This window comes from Pedobacter punctiformis (assembly GCF_027213715.1).
Classification (GTDB): Bacteria; Bacteroidota; Bacteroidia; order Sphingobacteriales; family Sphingobacteriaceae; genus Pedobacter; species Pedobacter punctiformis.
This window is the reverse complement of record NZ_JAPWGM010000001.1, coordinates 514,484-529,981: the sequence shown is the minus strand read 5'-3', so window position 1 is coordinate 529,981 and position 15,498 is coordinate 514,484. Positions and strand designations below refer to the sequence as shown.

Below are 15,498 nucleotides of genomic sequence, written 5' to 3'. Positions count from 1 at the left end.
GTTATACTAATTTCAATTTGCCATTTATGGCATAAAAAAGATAGCCTTTGATGTTTTTATAGCCCATTTCGGCAAGCAATGTTCTGTAATTATCAACCTGTTGGATGTGTTTGTCGCTCTCTTCCAAAGTAAATTTATAGTCGAGAATAATAACCTCATCTGCATGGATTAAAACCCGGTCTGGCCGATGCAGTTTACCATTTACATCTATAATATTTTTCTCGGTGATGCTTTCTGTCGCTTTACTCAAAATGGTTTTAAGTTGAGGATTGTTCAGCACTTCCAAAGCAGATGATATTAAATTTTGTTTTTCTTCTTCTTTTATAATTCCCTGCAATACCAGATTGGTGGTATAATCGGTCACTTCCTTTTCGGTACTCGCACTGGCCAGAATATCGTGCAATAAAGAACCCTTGCGCCCCGATTTTTCGATGTTAACCAAATGTTTTAAATGCTTTTCTTCCGAAGGAATATACAGTTCAGACAAACGTGAAGTGGTTGGGTAGCTTTTTAAATTAATGAAATTTAATTCTTCTGGTTTGCTTTCATTGGTTACATAATCTACAATTTCATAAACGCCGCTTTCATCAAAGTCATTTTCGAAAGTGAGATTTATAACATCGCCCATGTTGGATAATTTCAACTCTTTTTTAGCCATTGTGGCGATGTACAGATAATCTTTTGAACGGGTTGTGGCTACATAAAGCATGTTTAAAGCATCCATATTGTTATAAAGCAGTTCTTCATAATATGCCTTTGCTATAGAAGAATCGGCCAGGGCTTCGCTGTATTTCAAAGGGATGCCACGGAGTTCTTTGTATACGGTTTCTTCAGATGAAACCCAGAAAGTAGCATTTGCTTTACCTTTTATTTCCCAGTTACAAAAAGGGACAAAAACGGCCCTGAAAGCAAGGCCCTTTGATTTATGAATGGTGATAATCTGAATCGCATCGGCACCTTCAGGTGATGGAAGGGATTTTTTTATCCCATCTTCATCCCACCAGGTTAAAAAAGAAATAATACCTTTTTCGCCTAATTTTCCAGCGTTTGCGGTTAAATCTCTAAACGCCAATAAATAGGGCAGGTGTTGGCTAAGGTCTTTTAAATTATAAGCTTCAATTAAAATTTCGACCAGTTCTGGTAGGGGCAATTGTAACCAGGATTGCCAATTTTCGCATAGCGATTGTGGTAAAACCTTAGCCAAAGTACTTAATGAAACATTGTTGAGGTTCAAATAATGGCTAGCATTTGCTTCTTTATCATGCAGGGAATGATAAAGCGCAATACAATTTGCTTTATATAACGCCGTTTGAGCATCTAAGCCGATTAAGGTTTTTAAAGTATTGATAATTAACTGAACTGCTGAGTTGTTCGAAATTAATAAGGCATCACCGGAAAGAACGGGCAATTTTTGCTCCATTAATTTTTGAACCGTTAATAAAGCCTCACTATTAGACCGCACCAAAATGGCAATGTCTTTTAAGACATAGTGTTGTTCATCTTTCAGGTAAAAAATTTCTGCAATGATGTCATCTAAAGCAATATCTCTGAAAACAGTTTCGGTAAAACGAGCTTCGTTTGGTGCATGATCTTTACCAAATTTTTTAATTTTGATGGTGCCCCCTTTTAAGGTATTGGTGGCAAAATTTTGAGTTGAACCGGCATAAATATCCGTAATAATCTGACTGTAGTTCTGCTCATTCCACCAGGTCGAAATGCTTTCGGGCTTGCCAGCTAAATTTTGATTCAGTTCATTTTGCAGGGTTAAAGGAATAGAACGATAAAGGAAATTATTAAACGTGATGATGTTTTCCGCACTGCGATAATTTTCTTCTAAACTTTCTTCTATCACATTGTGTACACCAACATCCAGTTTGGCATGTTTATGCAGAATATTCCAGTCGCCATTACGCCACCGGTAAATGGATTGCTTGGTATCGCCAACAATTAAATGGTCGGTTAAATCCTGACTGGGTGTTGCAATGGCATTGGTTAAAAGGGATTTAAAACTTCCCCATTGGCTGGTTGAGGTATCCTGAAACTCATCAAATAAAAAGTTACGGTACCGGTTACCTACTTTTTCCCAAATAAAGGAAGGATTATCTCCTGCATCTTCGGTAATTCCGGAGATTAATTTTTGTGCATCACTAATTAACAGGTTATCGTTTTCTGCCCGATATTGTTTAAGTAAAACAGCAATTTCCTGCATTAGCCTTAAATAATAAAGGTTTTTATTGAAAGCGATGGCCAAACCATAATTCGGTAAATGTGCCAGATAATGTGTTTTAATCTTTTGTAAAATCGGATTTACGATTTCATAAGCTTCAGGAAAACTTACATTTTTTTGAAACCAGTCATCAGGCTCATCTATATAATTGAAAAGGGGCTCGATTTTAGAAAAATCTCCCCGGGCAACCAATATAATTTTAGCCAAAGGGCTTCTCGACTTTCCCTTTAAATGGTCGTTTTCTACTCCTAAAACACTTAAAGCATCATGCGCATCTGTTGCGAGTTGAATAATCTCATTTTCGAAATTTTTAATTTCATCTTTAGTAACACTAATGTACTTTTTAAAAAGTTCATCAATATTCTCAAGACCAAGCTCTTCGACTGCGGATTCAAAAATCTGGAACCGCTCTGAAAAGATTTCTCCAATCAGGTTATAAAGTTCTATTTTATAGTTCCAACTTTTATTATCGCTGATGCGCTCAATGGCTAAATCAATAATCCATTGTAAAAGCTGTTTATTATCATTTAAAGCTTCGTCCAGTTTATTAACCAAATCGTCTTTAACCTTATCATAATTCATTTCTAAATTATAATCGGCATTTAACCCCAGCTCAAAAGCAAAACCGCGGATAACTTTCTGTACAAAACCATCAATAGTGCTTACTGAAAACCGGCTATAATCATGCAGGATTTTGCGATAGATTTTATCGGCTTTTGATTGAAGTTCTGGTGCGCTTAGCAGAGGGTAGGCAACTAAAATTAATTTTCTGTAATCTTCTATTTTTTTTGAAGGACTCCCTTTTGCCAAACCAACAAGCACCTCTAAAATTCTGGACTTCATTTCTTCGGTAGCCTTATTGGTAAAGGTTACGGCTAAAATTTCCAGGTATTTATTATCTCCGCTAAACAGCAGCGTAAGGTAATGTGCAGTAAGACTGAATGTTTTACCAGAACCGGCAGAAGCTTGAAGAATTTTGAGGGGTTTGGGCATACTTTATTTTTTTATTCCCCTCTGCGGGAGGGGTGGTCAAAGACCAGGGTGTTTTTTAGTGTTTGAGGAATTAATATTTATCACTCCATTCCGTATTCAGTAATAATGTAATTCTCCAACCCAATGATCACAAAATGCATATTTCTCATTACATCTCCAACGGTTATCCTGTATACTTTTAGACCTAAAGAGATTAAATAGTCTTCTCTTATTCTATCATATTCGATTTTATTATCGTGACTTGATCCATCAATCTCTATCACCAATCCAAGTTTCTTAACATAAAAATCAACGATATAGTTTCCAATTACGCGTTGTCTATCAAAATCTATTTTATGAAATTTACCTTTAGTTACCTGCATCCAAAATAGAACTTCAGATAGATTCCCTGCCCGCCTTAAAGATTTTGCTCTTTCTTTTAAATGGGGTTGGTAGGGTAGGTCTGTTACAGGAGCATATTTGATTATCGTATTCTTAATTGTGCACTGCCCATATTTTAACACCCCGTATTGCAGACACTCCTCTTCGAGAGGGGAATTGGATGGTGCAGAATTGGCCGGGCCGTAATTAGATTGTTGCATTTTGGTAAATGGAATTGTGTTTTAAACTTACAACAATTTAAAATTTTCCCGAAATGATGATACTAACAATTGGTTTAATTTGCTTTCTTTTTCTTTTTTGCTAAAACTTTATGACTAATTCTCGCCGGACGTTCTGCCATTTCAATCGGGTAACCCAACAAATCCCGGATTACAACGGATGCACACGCCCCTCCGAAAGCAGCGGGAAGATAAGAAACTGTGCCATAAGCAGAACGTTTAAAATTATTTCCATCGGTCATAATTAAGGAATCTTTGCGCATTTCTTCTGTGGAGAAAACGGTTTTGATCTTATCTGCATTAACCAGTTTATTTAGCCTTTTGCGTACATAACTTGCGAAAACGCACTGATAAGTGTCCGGAAGCAAGGTGATGCGTAATCTTGTTGGATCCATTTTACCGCCAGCACCCATAGAGCTTACAATAGGAATATTTTTTTCTAATGCCGTTGAAAGCAAGGTAATTTTTGGCATTACGCTATCGATACAATCCATCACATAATCGTATCTGGCTTCCAAAATCTCACGGCATTTTTCTGGCGTAAGAAAAGCATTAACCACCTGTAATTTTAAATCAGGATTTATGGACAGTAAACGCTCTTGCATAATCTGTGCCTTACTAACACCATGATTGGTTGCCAGCGCAGGTAATTGTCGGTTTCTGTTACTCGGATCAACAACATCGCCGTCAACAATAGTCATCTCGCCTACACCAGACCGGCAAATAAATTCGGCAGCAAAAGAGCCTACGCCGCCTAAACCGATCACTAAAACGTGCTTGCTTTGCAATTTCTCAATTCCGTCATCGCCAACAAGCAGGGCAGAGCGGGAAAGCCAGGTAACATCAGACATAATCTATGGTGTTTGATTGTATTCTTCGACAAGCTTAGAATGGTTATATTAAATTCAAGTTTTTACAATCGGTAAAAATACGAGCTTTAAGCACTTCAACAGTACAATTTTTCAAAAACGCTGCGGTTTCGTAAATTTCCTCAATTGCTGTTTCTGCATCGTCGGTTTCTAAAAAGAAATGATCAGTTGATTCTACTAATTTTGCTGCACCAGAATTTGGGGTCAGCATTGCTTTTCCAAAGGAAAGTATAAATCCTTTAGCCATTAATTGTCTGCCCAGTTCTTCATTTTTATTAAAACCATGAATAATCATCGGTACTTTTACTTTAAGCCTGTCTTTAATTTCAGCCAGCTCCGAAAAAGATTTAACACAATGTAAAATAAGAGGTTTGTTCAGGCTTTCAGCAAGTTTAATTTGTTGTTCCAAAATGATTGTTTGATTTTCTATAGTTTCGCCTTTCAACCGGTCCAAACCACACTCACCAATCATTTTTACATTGGCCTGTTTTGCTAAAACTGCTAAATACTTTAATTGTGTTTCCAGTTTATCGATTGTTGCGTACCAGGGATGCAAACCAATAGAAATAGGCTTAGTTTTAGGCATTGCCAGAAAAATATCGCTGGTTAACGATAAACTTTGAATGCTGGTTACATCTTTTTTTTGAGCAGACTTATGGGTATGTATGTCTAAAAAATCCATTGCGGTGCAAAGATAAGCTTTTGCGAAAATGTATTTACTCTGTAAAGAATTTGTAAATAATCTATAAAAATAGTCGGCTTTATTATCTTTGTACAATCATTCTAAAAAATTATGAAAACGATATTGACTTTATTGGTTGCGGTATTTGTTTCTACTGCATCATTCGGACAGGCAAAAAAGGAGGCTGTTCATATTTACAATCCACAAGCTAATGCTAAGGCTGATATTGCCGCAGCAGTTGTGAAGGCTGCCAAAGAGAATAAACATGTTTTATTGCAGGTGGGTGGAAACTGGTGTAGCTGGTGTATTGCTTTCCATAATCTGGTAGACAGTACGACGACTTTGAAAAAATACATCAACGATAATTTTGAAACGGTTTTGGTAAACTATAGCCCGGAAAATAAAAATGAAGCTGTTTTAGCCGACTTGGGTTACCCACAACGTTTTGGTTTTCCGGTTTTCTTAATTTTAAATGGTAAAGGAAAAGTATTGCACATTGAGAACTCTGCTTACCTTGAAAGTGATGAAAAAGATGCAAATGGTAAAGCAAAACTAGGCCATGATGTTAAAAAGATCACCTCATTTTTAAAAGGTTGGACAAGTACGGCAGTAAATCCTGAAACTTACAAAGCAAAGGCTAAATAAAATAAGCTATTTAACAAAAAAGCCAGGCAATTTGCCTGGCTTTTTTGTTAATCGTCTAAATCATCTTCATCATCCAAATCTAATTCGTATGATGGTTTCGATGCCTCATCAGCTTGTTCAAGCCTATTTTTATCATGTTCTATGCTAATGTCATCGCCACTAATTTCTTCAATTCCATCCACACCATCTTCTCTGCGTAAAGCATCATTCGGATCATCCGAATAGTTATCTCTTGGATCTACCATAACATTTATGTTTTATTTTAAGATAAGTATTATCGGAGCAAAATTGTTTTAGAAAAAATATTATAAACCGTCACCAAATTTATAAAATGGAGCAACACTAACCGGTAGTTTTCCTGTTGGAACCAATCTGCTATTTACAACTGCTGCAGCAGATATTTGCATATAATCTTCTTTTTGATAAGCTACAATCAGACCTCTGCTTTTTTCCAGTCCCGGTAAGCCAGCTAAATTATATGGATTTGCAAATAATGCAAAAACAGCTTTTTTTCCAGACAATTCCGTAATGAAATTTTTAACACCTGCATTTAATGCGATGTTATTCGCCGGTCTTGAACGACTGTCGTGAATACCAACTATAACCTGATCAAAAGCACCAACTTCTCTCGCTATATTAGAAATCTGACTTGCAGTGGCATCTTTATCCAAAACGTAATAAACAGAATTATAAAAGCCTTTCGATACCTCTTTCTGGAAGGTGGTTACCGATGGAACGCCGATACTAATAATGGCAGTTCTTCTGATTGGAATTAAATTTTTAATATAATCCTTACCTCTTAGTACAGTAACCGAGGCATTGGCAAGCTCCTGCACCAATGCATTACTTTCTTTGCGGTTTAACGCTGAAACGATGCCCTGAGTAACCACGGTATCTCTTTTGTAAAGTCCGGCCCAGTATTTAGCAGTTAAGATTTTACGAACGCTTTCATCAATAACTTTCATATCGATTCTATCTTGTCTTACTGCTCTGCGGACCAATTTAATGGCTCTGTCGCTGTTTTCAGAAAGCTCCAGGATATCATTTCCGGCTATAATACCCATTAAATCTGCTTCACCATTCTTAAAGTATTTTACTACACCTTTCATGTCCATAGCATCAGAAATAATTAAACCTTTAAAGCCTAATTTTTCTTTCAGAATACCTGTGATAATTGGCTTAGAGAGGGTAGAAGGGAGATTTGGAGTATTATCTAAAGAAGGAATATTCATGTGCGCAACCATAATACCCGATGCACCCTGCTTAATAAGTTCTTTAAACGGATACATTTCTAAGGTATCCAAACGGGTTGCGCTAAAGTTTAGCTGAGGCAAATCATAGTGCGAATCTACATCTGTATCGCCATGACCAGGAAAATGTTTAAGCGTAGTTAATAAACCGCCATCTTGCATGCCTTTCATGTAGGCTCCAACCTTCGAAGCTACATTATATTTATTTTCGCCAAAAGAGCGGTAATTAATAACCGGATTTTTAGGATTATTATTTACATCTGCATCAGGAGCTAAGTTCATTTGCATGCCCAGGCGTTTGTAGTCTTTCGCTACCTCAATACCCATTTTATAAAGCAACTCTTTATTTTGAATGGCGCCCAAAGTCATTTGGTAAGGGTATGAAATGGTACTGTCTAAACGCATACCTAAACCCCATTCGCCATCATTTGAAATAATTAAGGGAACGCGGCTTACCTTTTGATAGGCATTTGTTACCGCCGCTTGTCTGCCTGGCCCCCCCTGAAAAAATACAACTCCACCCAGTTGTTCTTTTTTAATTACCATTCCAACGGAGTCAGAATATTTCTTACCCAAATTGGTATGTGCCCTCACAAAAAACATTTGTGCAATACGTTCTCTGCGGTTTAATTTATTAAAAACAGAATCAACCCATTTAGGTTGATTAGCCAGCATTTCTAAATAAGTTTTTCGTTGTGCAAAGCCCGAAAAGGCGGCAGAGCATAAAATAACAAGGATAAATAATCTTTTTTTCACGTATGTTTTGTTGTCTATCTAATTTGCTAAATTAACAATCAAAAGCTCAATTAAGCAAAAACCTGTTCATGTAATTGATTTTATACAATAAATATTTGAAAATGAAAGCATTGGAAACGTTTTGAAAAAATAAAAACATAATGCCAAACCTGTGGTTTTATAAAGGAGCGCTCTTTGTAATTCTAAACACTTAAATTATAAAGCGATGAAAAACACAAACACCCCTAAAAACAATCCAACTACACAAGGAAGTTCAATAGCCGACAGAGCCAACCATGATATAAAGACCGATAAGAAAATTCAGGGCATAACCAATGGAGGTGGACAGCGGTCGGATCAAACGTCAAATAAAGACAATGAGCGGAAACGCGAACATAAAAATTAAAAATAAAACCCCGCACTTGGCGGGGTTTTATTTTGGTGTTTTATCTGGCATTTACATTATAATAATTATAGTCCGTCATTGGAGCACCTGTAATTCCTAAATTATGACAAATTGTAATAATTTGTCCACGGTGATAGGTGCTATGATTAAAAACCTGCATTACATACTCGAAATTCTGAAAATCTGAATGAAACCATGGGCTTTGAACAAAAATACTTTCCTCAAGCGCTGGTGCGTCCATATCATTAATATAATTGGCCAGCATTTCTGATTGTTGCAGGAAAAGATCAAACAACTCTTCAACTTCGCATTGATAATCGTTGGTTATAAACTCCGTTTTGCTAATTACAGAAAACCAATATTCCTGAGTTTGTAAAATATGAATTAATGTTGCTTTTACACTTTTAAAACTCGATTTTACTTCTTGTTCAAGTAAAGTTAAGGGTTGTTTTTTAAGCCAGTTTACAAGGGTCATATTTGCCCAAAAATTGTAGTTGGCATAGTTTTTCATTAATTGAGTAATGGCATTTTCTTTAACCATGGTTTCCGGTAATAATTGTTCCTGTATCATAGATTTTGTTTTGTTTCTACAAATTAAATACCCGGCACTGACAACCCTATGGCAGTTTGAAATTACGAAGAAAATTATTTTTTTGAAATGGTATTTATATTTTAATTGACTAATCAGGCTACAGCTATAAGGAAAAATTTTATGCGGGAATGGTCATCAAATAACTGGTTAGTTTTTTGATTAATCCATTTTCCATTTCAAATACGTCGCAAAATACCAAGTTTAAGCCTTCTCCATCTTTTCGTTTAGTTTTAACGGCTCCTTCAGCAATTACGATATCATTTTCTTCTGTTAACCTGCTTACCGTAATTTCCGGAGGGCCAATAAAATCATCATTTTCAATTTCCTGATCAAAAGCTTCTTTACCGGTTTTTAGATAAACACCCGGCAATTCCCATACTACATCATCAGTAAGGCAGGAAAGAATTTTTGAATGGTCAGTGGCATTAAAACCTTCCATATAACGGGTTACGGTTTCTTTATTTTTACTCATGTTTAATTTTTCTTTTAATAAATCCTGAATACAAGTTAAATATACTTATTGTTTGGTGCAACCGTATTATCTCAAAAAGACACTGCCGCTGCTCTTTATTAAAATTAATTAAACGATCTAAAGCCTCAATGGTTGACAAACAAAAGCTCCGGTATGGTACCAGAGCTTTTTTGTTTTTAAACTGTACTATAGGGATGAGAGGATAATATGAAGAACCTCCATACATGAAAGTACCCATTTCCTGTCCCTTGGTAACTTTAGCACTTATTGAAATGTATTTCTCACCGTGCCATTTTTAAGTCTCGATTTGACGATACAATAGTGCAGTTTTATTTTACTTTTTTTAGGGGGGAAAACATCCTTTTTGTATAATGAAAATACCCTTTTTATGAAGTGAAAATATCCTTTAGACGCATATAAATTGCTTATAGAGAAGCAGATGTGCTTGAATGTTGCCTGGAAATACAAAAATCTATAAACAATAAAACCCGGCTATTGCCAGGCTTTGCTTATAAATTGGCGGAGAGGGCGGGATTCGAACCCGCGGTACCTTGCAGTACACACGCTTTCCAAGCGTGCTCGATCGACCACTCTGACACCTCTCCGTGTGTGGGTTGCAAAAATATAATTTTATATCGCTTAAACAATAAAGCCCTCAACAAAAAATGTTAAGGGCTTGTGTTTTATTTTGAAATAAACGGTTACTAGTCTATTACAGTGATTTTTAACATATTGGTTTTACCTTTAACTTCCATCGGAATGGCAGCGGTATTGATGATGATATCACCTTGTTTAACCAGTTTTTTACTTTTTAAGAACTCGTTAACTTCAATAATGGTATTATCTGTGCTTTCAAATTTATCATAGAAAAAGCCTCTAACGCCCCAAAGTAAACTCACTGTATTTAATAAAGCCCGGTTACTGGTAAAGATAAAAGTTAAAGCTTCCGGACGGTGACTTGAAATTTCAAAAGCGGTATAACCACTTAAAGTCATGGAAACGATACCTATTGCATTGGTTTGTTTTGCTAAAAAGCAAGCTGAATCGCAAATCGCATCACTTAAGAAAGATGGTGATTTTGGTTTTAAAAATTTATCAGGATTGAAAGGATAGTTGTTAACCTCAATGTTCTGAATGATTTTTTGCATGGTTTCGATTACGATCAATGGAAATTCTCCAACCGAAGTTTCGCCACTTAACATTACTGCATCAGCACCATCTAAAACAGAGTTGGCTACATCATTTACCTCTGCACGGGTTGGGCGGGGGGTAGTAATCATGCTTTCCAGCATCTGGGTTGCAATAATTACCGGTTTTGAAGCTGCTCTGCATTTAGCAACAATCATTTTTTGTAGCAATGGAACTTCTTCCATCGGACACTCTACCCCAAGATCGCCACGGGCAACCATAATACCGTCTGTTACAGCGATAATTTCATCGATGTTGGCTATGGCTTCAGGTTTTTCAATTTTAGCGATTACACGGGCTGTTTTACCACGCTCAGCAATTATTTTTTTAAGCTCTATAATGTCTTCAGCTTTACGTACAAAAGATAAACCAATCCATTCTACATCATTTTGAAGAACAAATTCTAAGTTTTCACGATCTTCAGGTGTTAGGGAAGGAATAGAAACTTTAGTATTTGGAAGATTTACACCTTTTCTTGAAGTTAAAATACCACCGTGAACAATTTCACAAAGCACTTCATCTTTTAAATTGGTTTCTAAAACTTTCATTTGCAGTTTTCCATCATCCAAAAGGATAATTTCGCCTGCCTGAACATCCTGAGGGAAGTTTTGGTAAGTAATATAGATACGCTCTTCATTACCAATACATTCGTTGGTGGTAATAATAGTCGTTTTACCATTAATCAGGTTAATACCGCCTTCTTTTACTAAACCAATACGGATTTTAGGGCCTTGTAAATCGGCAAGGATACCCACATTATAATCATATTTTTTGTTCAGATCGCGGATGGTATCTAAAACGGCCTGATGATCTGCCTGTGAACCGTGTGAGAAATTTAAACGGCAAACATCTAATCCGGCATTAAACATACTATATAAAACTTCTGGTTTAGCGGAGGCAGGCCCAAGAGTGGCAACAATTTTAGTTCTTGAATGAAAAGGTTTCATTTATTAATTGATTTTAACAATGCAGTTTCGAAAACGCTAATTAATTGTCTAAATTAATTAAACTGCATCAAATTTTATGTATTTATTGTTTTGTTCTTTCTTTTATAACCCTCAAATATAGTGTATTTAATACACCAAGTATATAATTTTTATATTACCAAATTCTCTTTGCTTTTAAGTTTGGTGGGTTCTATTCTTGCAGCTACTTGTATATCAGGTAGTTTGTTTAATCCGTTTATTAAATAATTAAGATCTTCTTTATCAATAAACTCTCTGATAATGATAAAAAAGTCTACATTACTCATTTCAGGAACCAGCAAACCGTCGCTGCTTTTGTTGCTCAGCAGGTAATATTCTACCTCTCCCTGCTCTACAAAAAAGTAATATTTCGAAAAATACCAGGCTGGTTCGTCAATATTAAAAAATATTTCGTGGTCTTCAACTTTTTCAAATTGCGTGCCCAACCTCGTATTAATTTTGTGGCACAGCACATAGTCTTTTAGGGGTGCTGTGATCGCAATTAGTATAAAATCAAGGTCTAAGGTTAACTTGAGATAAGTTTTATTCAAAGCAAAATAAATTATTAACACGACAAAATTAAAAAACTAATTCTATATTCGCCTTGTTATTTGGATGCCAAAATTGAGTGTCGAAATAAAAACATTTGAAAATTGTAAGAATTTATTTTTCTTTGCACAGAATTATTTAACCATTAAATTATAAAATTATGTCTGATATTGCTTCAAGAGTTAAGGCTATTATCGTAGAAAAACTAGGTGTTGACGAAAGTGAAGTTACGCCAGAGGCTTCATTCACTAACGATTTGGGTGCAGATTCTTTAGATACCGTAGAACTTATTATGGAATTTGAAAAAGAATTTAATGTAGCTATTCCTGATGATCAGGCTGAAACCATCGGTACTGTTGGCCAGGCAATTGCTTATTTGGAAAAAAACGTTAAGTAAGAAACACGCTTTCAGTATAAATGGGATTAAAAAGAGTAGTAGTAACAGGGTTGGGTGCGCTCACTCCTATAGGCAATAATGTTCCTGATTTTTGGGAAGGATTGACTAACGGGGTGAGTGGCGCTGCTCCTATTAAAGGTTTTGACACTGAAAAGTTCAAAACCAAATTCGCTTGCGAGGTAAAAAACTTCAATCCGGAAGATTTTTTGGAAAAAAAGGAAGCCCGCAAGCTAGATCCTTTTGTACAATATGCTTTAGTCGCAACAGACGAAGCCGTAAAGGATGGTGGTTTTGATTTTTCGAAATTAGACACTAACCGCATCGGTGTAATTTGGGGCGCTGGCATAGGCGGATTGAAAACCTTTTTAGATGAGGTGAGTAATTTTGCCAAAGGAGATGGTACCCCACGGTACAATCCGTTTTTTATTCCTAAAATGATTATTGATATTGCTCCAGGGCATATCTCAATCAAGTATGGCTTACGCGGGCCAAATTTTGCAACTGTTTCGGCATGTGCGTCTTCAACAAATGCTATGATTGATGCATTTAACTATATCCGTTTGGGTATGGCCGATGTAATTATCAGCGGTGGTTCTGAAGCGATCATTAACGAAGCAGGAATGGGTGGTTTTAATGCCATGCATGCATTATCTACGCGAAATGAAGATCCTACTACTGCGTCACGTCCTTTTGATAAAGACCGTGATGGGTTTGTTGCTGGTGAAGGCGCAGGGACAATTATTCTGGAAGAACTTGAACATGCCAAAGCAAGGGGTGCAAAAATTTATGCAGAGCTTGTGGGTGGTGGAATGAGTGCGGATGCTAATCACATCACGGCACCTCATCCTGAAGGTTTAGGTGCCAGAATGGTTATGACCAATGCACTGAAAGATGCAGGTTTAAGTACCTCTGATATCGATTATATCAATGTTCACGGAACTTCTACACCACTTGGTGATATTAGTGAAACCAAGGCCATTGCAGATTTATTCGGTGAAGATGCTTATAAACTGAACATCAGCTCAACAAAATCAATGACTGGTCACCTTTTAGGGGCAGCCGGTGCTATTGAGGCCATTGCAGCAATTCTTTCTGTTCAAAATGATATTGTTCCTCCAACAATTAATCACTTTACAGATGATCCTGCTTTTGACCCTAAATTGAATTTTACTTTTAATAAAGCTCAAAAACGTACAGTAAGAGCGGCTTTAAGTAATACTTTCGGTTTTGGAGGTCACAATGCTTCAGTGATTTTCAAAAAGTACGAAGACTAAAAAAGTTCAAACAGCCTTGTTATATAATTTTGGATGCTGGTTAAAAATGGATAACTTAGTTAAATATGCTGATTAGCCGTTAATTGTGTTATTTATTTAATGCCGATATTAAGATTATATAAGCTTTACCTTTCTCCCGAAAAGGAGTTTGTTAAAAAACTGAAAAATATTTTAGGTTTTGTTCCGGGTAATGTTACGCTATATAAAATGGCGTTCAGGCATCGATCTATGGCTAAAATTTTGAAGAATGGAAGCCGGAGCAGCAATGAGCGTTTAGAATTTTTAGGTGATGCTGTTTTGGGTTCTGTAATTGCAGAATTGCTTTTTAAACATTATCCGTACAAGGAAGAAGGCTTTTTAACAGAGATGCGGTCAAAAATCGTTAACCGGGCTAATCTGAATCAGCTGGCAAAAAAAATTGGCTTTGATAAATTAATTCAGTTCGATCAACGTTCTGTTAGTATTCAAACTAAGCATAACTCAATGCTTGGCGATGCATTTGAAGCAATTATTGGAGCCATTTACCTGGATAAGGGTTACAATTTCACCAAAGAATTTTTATTGCGCAGAATTGTAAAACCACATATCGATATTCATACCCTTGAACTTACCGAAACCAATTTCAAAAGTAAATTAATTGAATGGTGCCAGCGCCATGGTAAAGATGTAATGTTTGAATTAACCGAAAATGGCGAAGGTGAAAGTACAAAACTATTTACCATTAATGCTTTGGTAGATAGCGAAATAGTTGGTATGGGGCGTGATTACAATAAGAAAAATGCTGAAAAACTAGCTGCCGAAAAAGCCTGTGAAGTTTTGTCTATCTAAGCAATAGGATAAACTGTTTAATTGTCAAAATTGCTTAAACTGCTTGCTAAAAACCGCCAACCTACTTGTCTTTTCCTAAAGTATCCGTAAACTTCTTCGAAGATTCCTTAATGTATTTAATATAATCGTAGCTGTTCCAATATTGAGCTTTTTCAAACGTTGGGCGGTAATTAAGCATGTAGTTTTCAAGGTCCTGCCCTTTAAGATTCGTATTGTTTTGTATAATGGTGGTGTTAAAATACTGATCGATCTGACTTTGCTTGATTTCATTGTCTGCATACCGCCCAAACCGGCGGGCATTTTTAGGATCTCTGCCAAATAAGTTATATAAACCGTTTAAAGGCTGAAAAATGGCAGATAAAAAGGATGATTTACCACCATTGTACACGCCTTTGTTTCTAAATTCACGTTTTATCTCATCAAGGTCCTGCTTTTTTGTGTTCCCTTTAACGGTTACCTCATCCAGCATGGTACTTCCTCTTACCAGATAAACAATAATGTCCTGCGGTCCGTGAACAATAATTTGCTGATCATTTAAATTTCTTTTGGTAATTAAAAGTGTATCGCCAATGTTGGCTTTAATTTGAAAAAAACCAAGATCATTACTGCCTACGCCTAACTTTGTACGTTTATTGGTAATTTCAGATAGCGCTACCCGGATGTTGGTTCCCTTTTCAAAAATTACCCCTTTAACAAGAAGATCCTGCGCTTTTAAGTTTAAAGCAGAGGCACAAATAAATACGAGTATGGCGGCTAAGGTAATTCGTTTCATATTTTAAATTTTTACAGGCATTTTAAAATCAGGAAAGCCAAACGATTTGCTTTCA

Annotated in this window: 16 protein-coding genes and 1 tRNA gene; 5 read left to right on the top strand and 12 right to left on the bottom strand. The window is 36.2% G+C overall.

Annotated features, from left to right (window positions below):
* Position 1: 1 nt before the first annotated feature.
* The 4 genes from O0955_RS02395 to O0955_RS02380 all read right to left on the bottom strand — a co-directional run bounded on the left by O0955_RS02395 (position 2) and on the right by O0955_RS02380 (position 5,370).
* Positions 2 to 3,220 carry a UvrD-helicase domain-containing protein gene (locus O0955_RS02395; RefSeq protein ID WP_269425929.1) on the bottom strand — a complete coding sequence of 1,073 codons (3,219 nt, stop codon included), beginning with the start codon at positions 3,218 to 3,220 and terminating at the stop codon, positions 2 to 4.
* An 80-nt stretch (positions 3,221 to 3,300) separates the two neighbouring features.
* Positions 3,301 to 3,801 carry an endonuclease domain-containing protein gene (locus tag O0955_RS02390; protein ID WP_269425928.1) on the bottom strand — a complete coding sequence of 167 codons (501 nt, stop codon included), beginning with the start codon at positions 3,799 to 3,801 and terminating at the stop codon, positions 3,301 to 3,303.
* A gap of 74 nt (positions 3,802 to 3,875) precedes the next feature.
* On the bottom strand, positions 3,876 to 4,670 hold the full coding sequence (locus O0955_RS02385; RefSeq protein ID WP_269425927.1) for a tRNA threonylcarbamoyladenosine dehydratase: 795 nt from the start codon (positions 4,668 to 4,670) through the stop codon (positions 3,876 to 3,878).
* Between the two features lie 43 nt (positions 4,671 to 4,713).
* Complete coding sequence (locus O0955_RS02380; RefSeq protein WP_269425926.1) at positions 4,714 to 5,370, bottom strand: TatD family hydrolase; 657 nt, start codon at positions 5,368 to 5,370, stop codon at positions 4,714 to 4,716.
* A gap of 111 nt (positions 5,371 to 5,481) precedes the next feature.
* On the opposite strand from O0955_RS02380, the gene O0955_RS02375 reads away from it, so the two are divergent.
* Positions 5,482 to 6,015 carry a thioredoxin family protein gene (locus O0955_RS02375; protein ID WP_269425925.1) on the top strand — a complete coding sequence of 178 codons (534 nt, stop codon included), beginning with the start codon at positions 5,482 to 5,484 and terminating at the stop codon, positions 6,013 to 6,015.
* A gap of 47 nt (positions 6,016 to 6,062) precedes the next feature.
* Here the strand turns inward: O0955_RS02375 and O0955_RS02370 are convergent, their stop codons facing one another.
* Together O0955_RS02370 and O0955_RS02365 are read right to left on the bottom strand one after the other, a co-directional pair.
* Complete coding sequence (locus tag O0955_RS02370) at positions 6,063 to 6,260, bottom strand: hypothetical protein (RefSeq protein ID WP_269425924.1); 198 nt, start codon at positions 6,258 to 6,260, stop codon at positions 6,063 to 6,065.
* A gap of 60 nt (positions 6,261 to 6,320) precedes the next feature.
* Positions 6,321 to 7,940, bottom strand: coding sequence for a glycoside hydrolase family 3 protein (locus tag O0955_RS02365; protein WP_428982396.1), 1,620 nt, complete (start codon positions 7,938 to 7,940; stop codon positions 6,321 to 6,323).
* Between the two features lie 286 nt (positions 7,941 to 8,226).
* Between O0955_RS02365 and O0955_RS02360 the strand changes: the two genes are divergently transcribed.
* Positions 8,227 to 8,406, top strand: coding sequence for a hypothetical protein (locus O0955_RS02360; protein ID WP_269425922.1), 180 nt, complete (start codon positions 8,227 to 8,229; stop codon positions 8,404 to 8,406).
* A gap of 40 nt (positions 8,407 to 8,446) precedes the next feature.
* Here the strand turns inward: O0955_RS02360 and O0955_RS02355 are convergent, their stop codons facing one another.
* From O0955_RS02355 to O0955_RS02335, 5 genes are all read right to left on the bottom strand, one after another.
* Positions 8,447 to 8,977 (bottom strand): DinB family protein, encoded by a 531-nt coding sequence (locus tag O0955_RS02355; protein WP_269425921.1) that lies wholly within the window; start codon positions 8,975 to 8,977, stop codon positions 8,447 to 8,449.
* 139 nt (positions 8,978 to 9,116) lie between these two features.
* On the bottom strand, positions 9,117 to 9,470 hold the full coding sequence (locus O0955_RS02350; RefSeq protein WP_269425920.1) for a nuclear transport factor 2 family protein: 354 nt from the start codon (positions 9,468 to 9,470) through the stop codon (positions 9,117 to 9,119).
* A 517-nt stretch (positions 9,471 to 9,987) separates the two neighbouring features.
* Positions 9,988 to 10,075: transfer RNA gene (locus tag O0955_RS02345), tRNA-Ser, on the bottom strand.
* Between the two features lie 99 nt (positions 10,076 to 10,174).
* Positions 10,175 to 11,605 (bottom strand): pyruvate kinase, encoded by a 1,431-nt coding sequence (pyk, locus tag O0955_RS02340; RefSeq protein WP_269425919.1) that lies wholly within the window; start codon positions 11,603 to 11,605, stop codon positions 10,175 to 10,177.
* A 149-nt stretch (positions 11,606 to 11,754) separates the two neighbouring features.
* Positions 11,755 to 12,174, bottom strand: coding sequence for an IPExxxVDY family protein (locus O0955_RS02335; protein ID WP_269425918.1), 420 nt, complete (start codon positions 12,172 to 12,174; stop codon positions 11,755 to 11,757).
* Positions 12,175 to 12,332: 158 nt separating this feature from the next.
* On the opposite strand from O0955_RS02335, the gene O0955_RS02330 reads away from it, so the two are divergent.
* The 3 genes from O0955_RS02330 to rnc all read left to right on the top strand — a co-directional run bounded on the left by O0955_RS02330 (position 12,333) and on the right by rnc (position 14,671).
* Positions 12,333 to 12,569 (top strand): acyl carrier protein, encoded by a 237-nt coding sequence (locus O0955_RS02330; protein ID WP_008508386.1) that lies wholly within the window; start codon positions 12,333 to 12,335, stop codon positions 12,567 to 12,569.
* Between the two features lie 20 nt (positions 12,570 to 12,589).
* Positions 12,590 to 13,843: a beta-ketoacyl-ACP synthase II gene (gene fabF, locus O0955_RS02325; RefSeq protein WP_269425917.1), complete on the top strand. Its 1,254-nt coding sequence runs from the start codon at positions 12,590 to 12,592 to the stop codon at positions 13,841 to 13,843.
* 99 nt (positions 13,844 to 13,942) lie between these two features.
* Positions 13,943 to 14,671 carry a ribonuclease III gene (rnc, locus tag O0955_RS02320; protein WP_269425916.1) on the top strand — a complete coding sequence of 243 codons (729 nt, stop codon included), beginning with the start codon at positions 13,943 to 13,945 and terminating at the stop codon, positions 14,669 to 14,671.
* 61 nt (positions 14,672 to 14,732) lie between these two features.
* Here the strand turns inward: rnc and O0955_RS02315 are convergent, their stop codons facing one another.
* A complete protein-coding gene (locus O0955_RS02315) occupies positions 14,733 to 15,443 on the bottom strand; it encodes a hypothetical protein (RefSeq protein WP_269425915.1) in 711 nt (236 codons plus the stop codon).
* Positions 15,444 to 15,498 lie beyond the last annotated feature (55 nt).

Coding starts and splice junctions, on each gene's coding strand:
- O0955_RS02380 (WP_269425926.1), bottom strand. CDS start 5,370: ATGGATTTTTTAGACATACATACCCATAAGTCTGCTCAAAAAAAAGAT.
- pyk (WP_269425919.1), bottom strand. CDS start 11,605: ATGAAACCTTTTCATTCAAGAACTAAAATTGTTGCCACTCTTGGGCCT.
- O0955_RS02365 (WP_428982396.1), bottom strand. CDS start 7,940: ATGCTGGCTAATCAACCTAAATGGGTTGATTCTGTTTTTAATAAATTA.
- O0955_RS02330 (WP_008508386.1), top strand. CDS start 12,333: ATGTCTGATATTGCTTCAAGAGTTAAGGCTATTATCGTAGAAAAACTA.
- O0955_RS02350 (WP_269425920.1), bottom strand. CDS start 9,470: ATGAGTAAAAATAAAGAAACCGTAACCCGTTATATGGAAGGTTTTAAT.
- O0955_RS02315 (WP_269425915.1), bottom strand. CDS start 15,443: ATGAAACGAATTACCTTAGCCGCCATACTCGTATTTATTTGTGCCTCT.
- O0955_RS02360 (WP_269425922.1), top strand. CDS start 8,227: ATGAAAAACACAAACACCCCTAAAAACAATCCAACTACACAAGGAAGT.
- O0955_RS02375 (WP_269425925.1), top strand. CDS start 5,482: ATGAAAACGATATTGACTTTATTGGTTGCGGTATTTGTTTCTACTGCA.
- O0955_RS02385 (WP_269425927.1), bottom strand. CDS start 4,670: ATGTCTGATGTTACCTGGCTTTCCCGCTCTGCCCTGCTTGTTGGCGAT.
- O0955_RS02390 (WP_269425928.1), bottom strand. CDS start 3,801: ATGCAACAATCTAATTACGGCCCGGCCAATTCTGCACCATCCAATTCC.
- O0955_RS02370 (WP_269425924.1), bottom strand. CDS start 6,260: ATGGTAGATCCAAGAGATAACTATTCGGATGATCCGAATGATGCTTTA.
- rnc (WP_269425916.1), top strand. CDS start 13,943: ATGCCGATATTAAGATTATATAAGCTTTACCTTTCTCCCGAAAAGGAG.
- O0955_RS02355 (WP_269425921.1), bottom strand. CDS start 8,977: ATGATACAGGAACAATTATTACCGGAAACCATGGTTAAAGAAAATGCC.
- fabF (WP_269425917.1), top strand. CDS start 12,590: ATGGGATTAAAAAGAGTAGTAGTAACAGGGTTGGGTGCGCTCACTCCT.
- O0955_RS02395 (WP_269425929.1), bottom strand. CDS start 3,220: ATGCCCAAACCCCTCAAAATTCTTCAAGCTTCTGCCGGTTCTGGTAAA.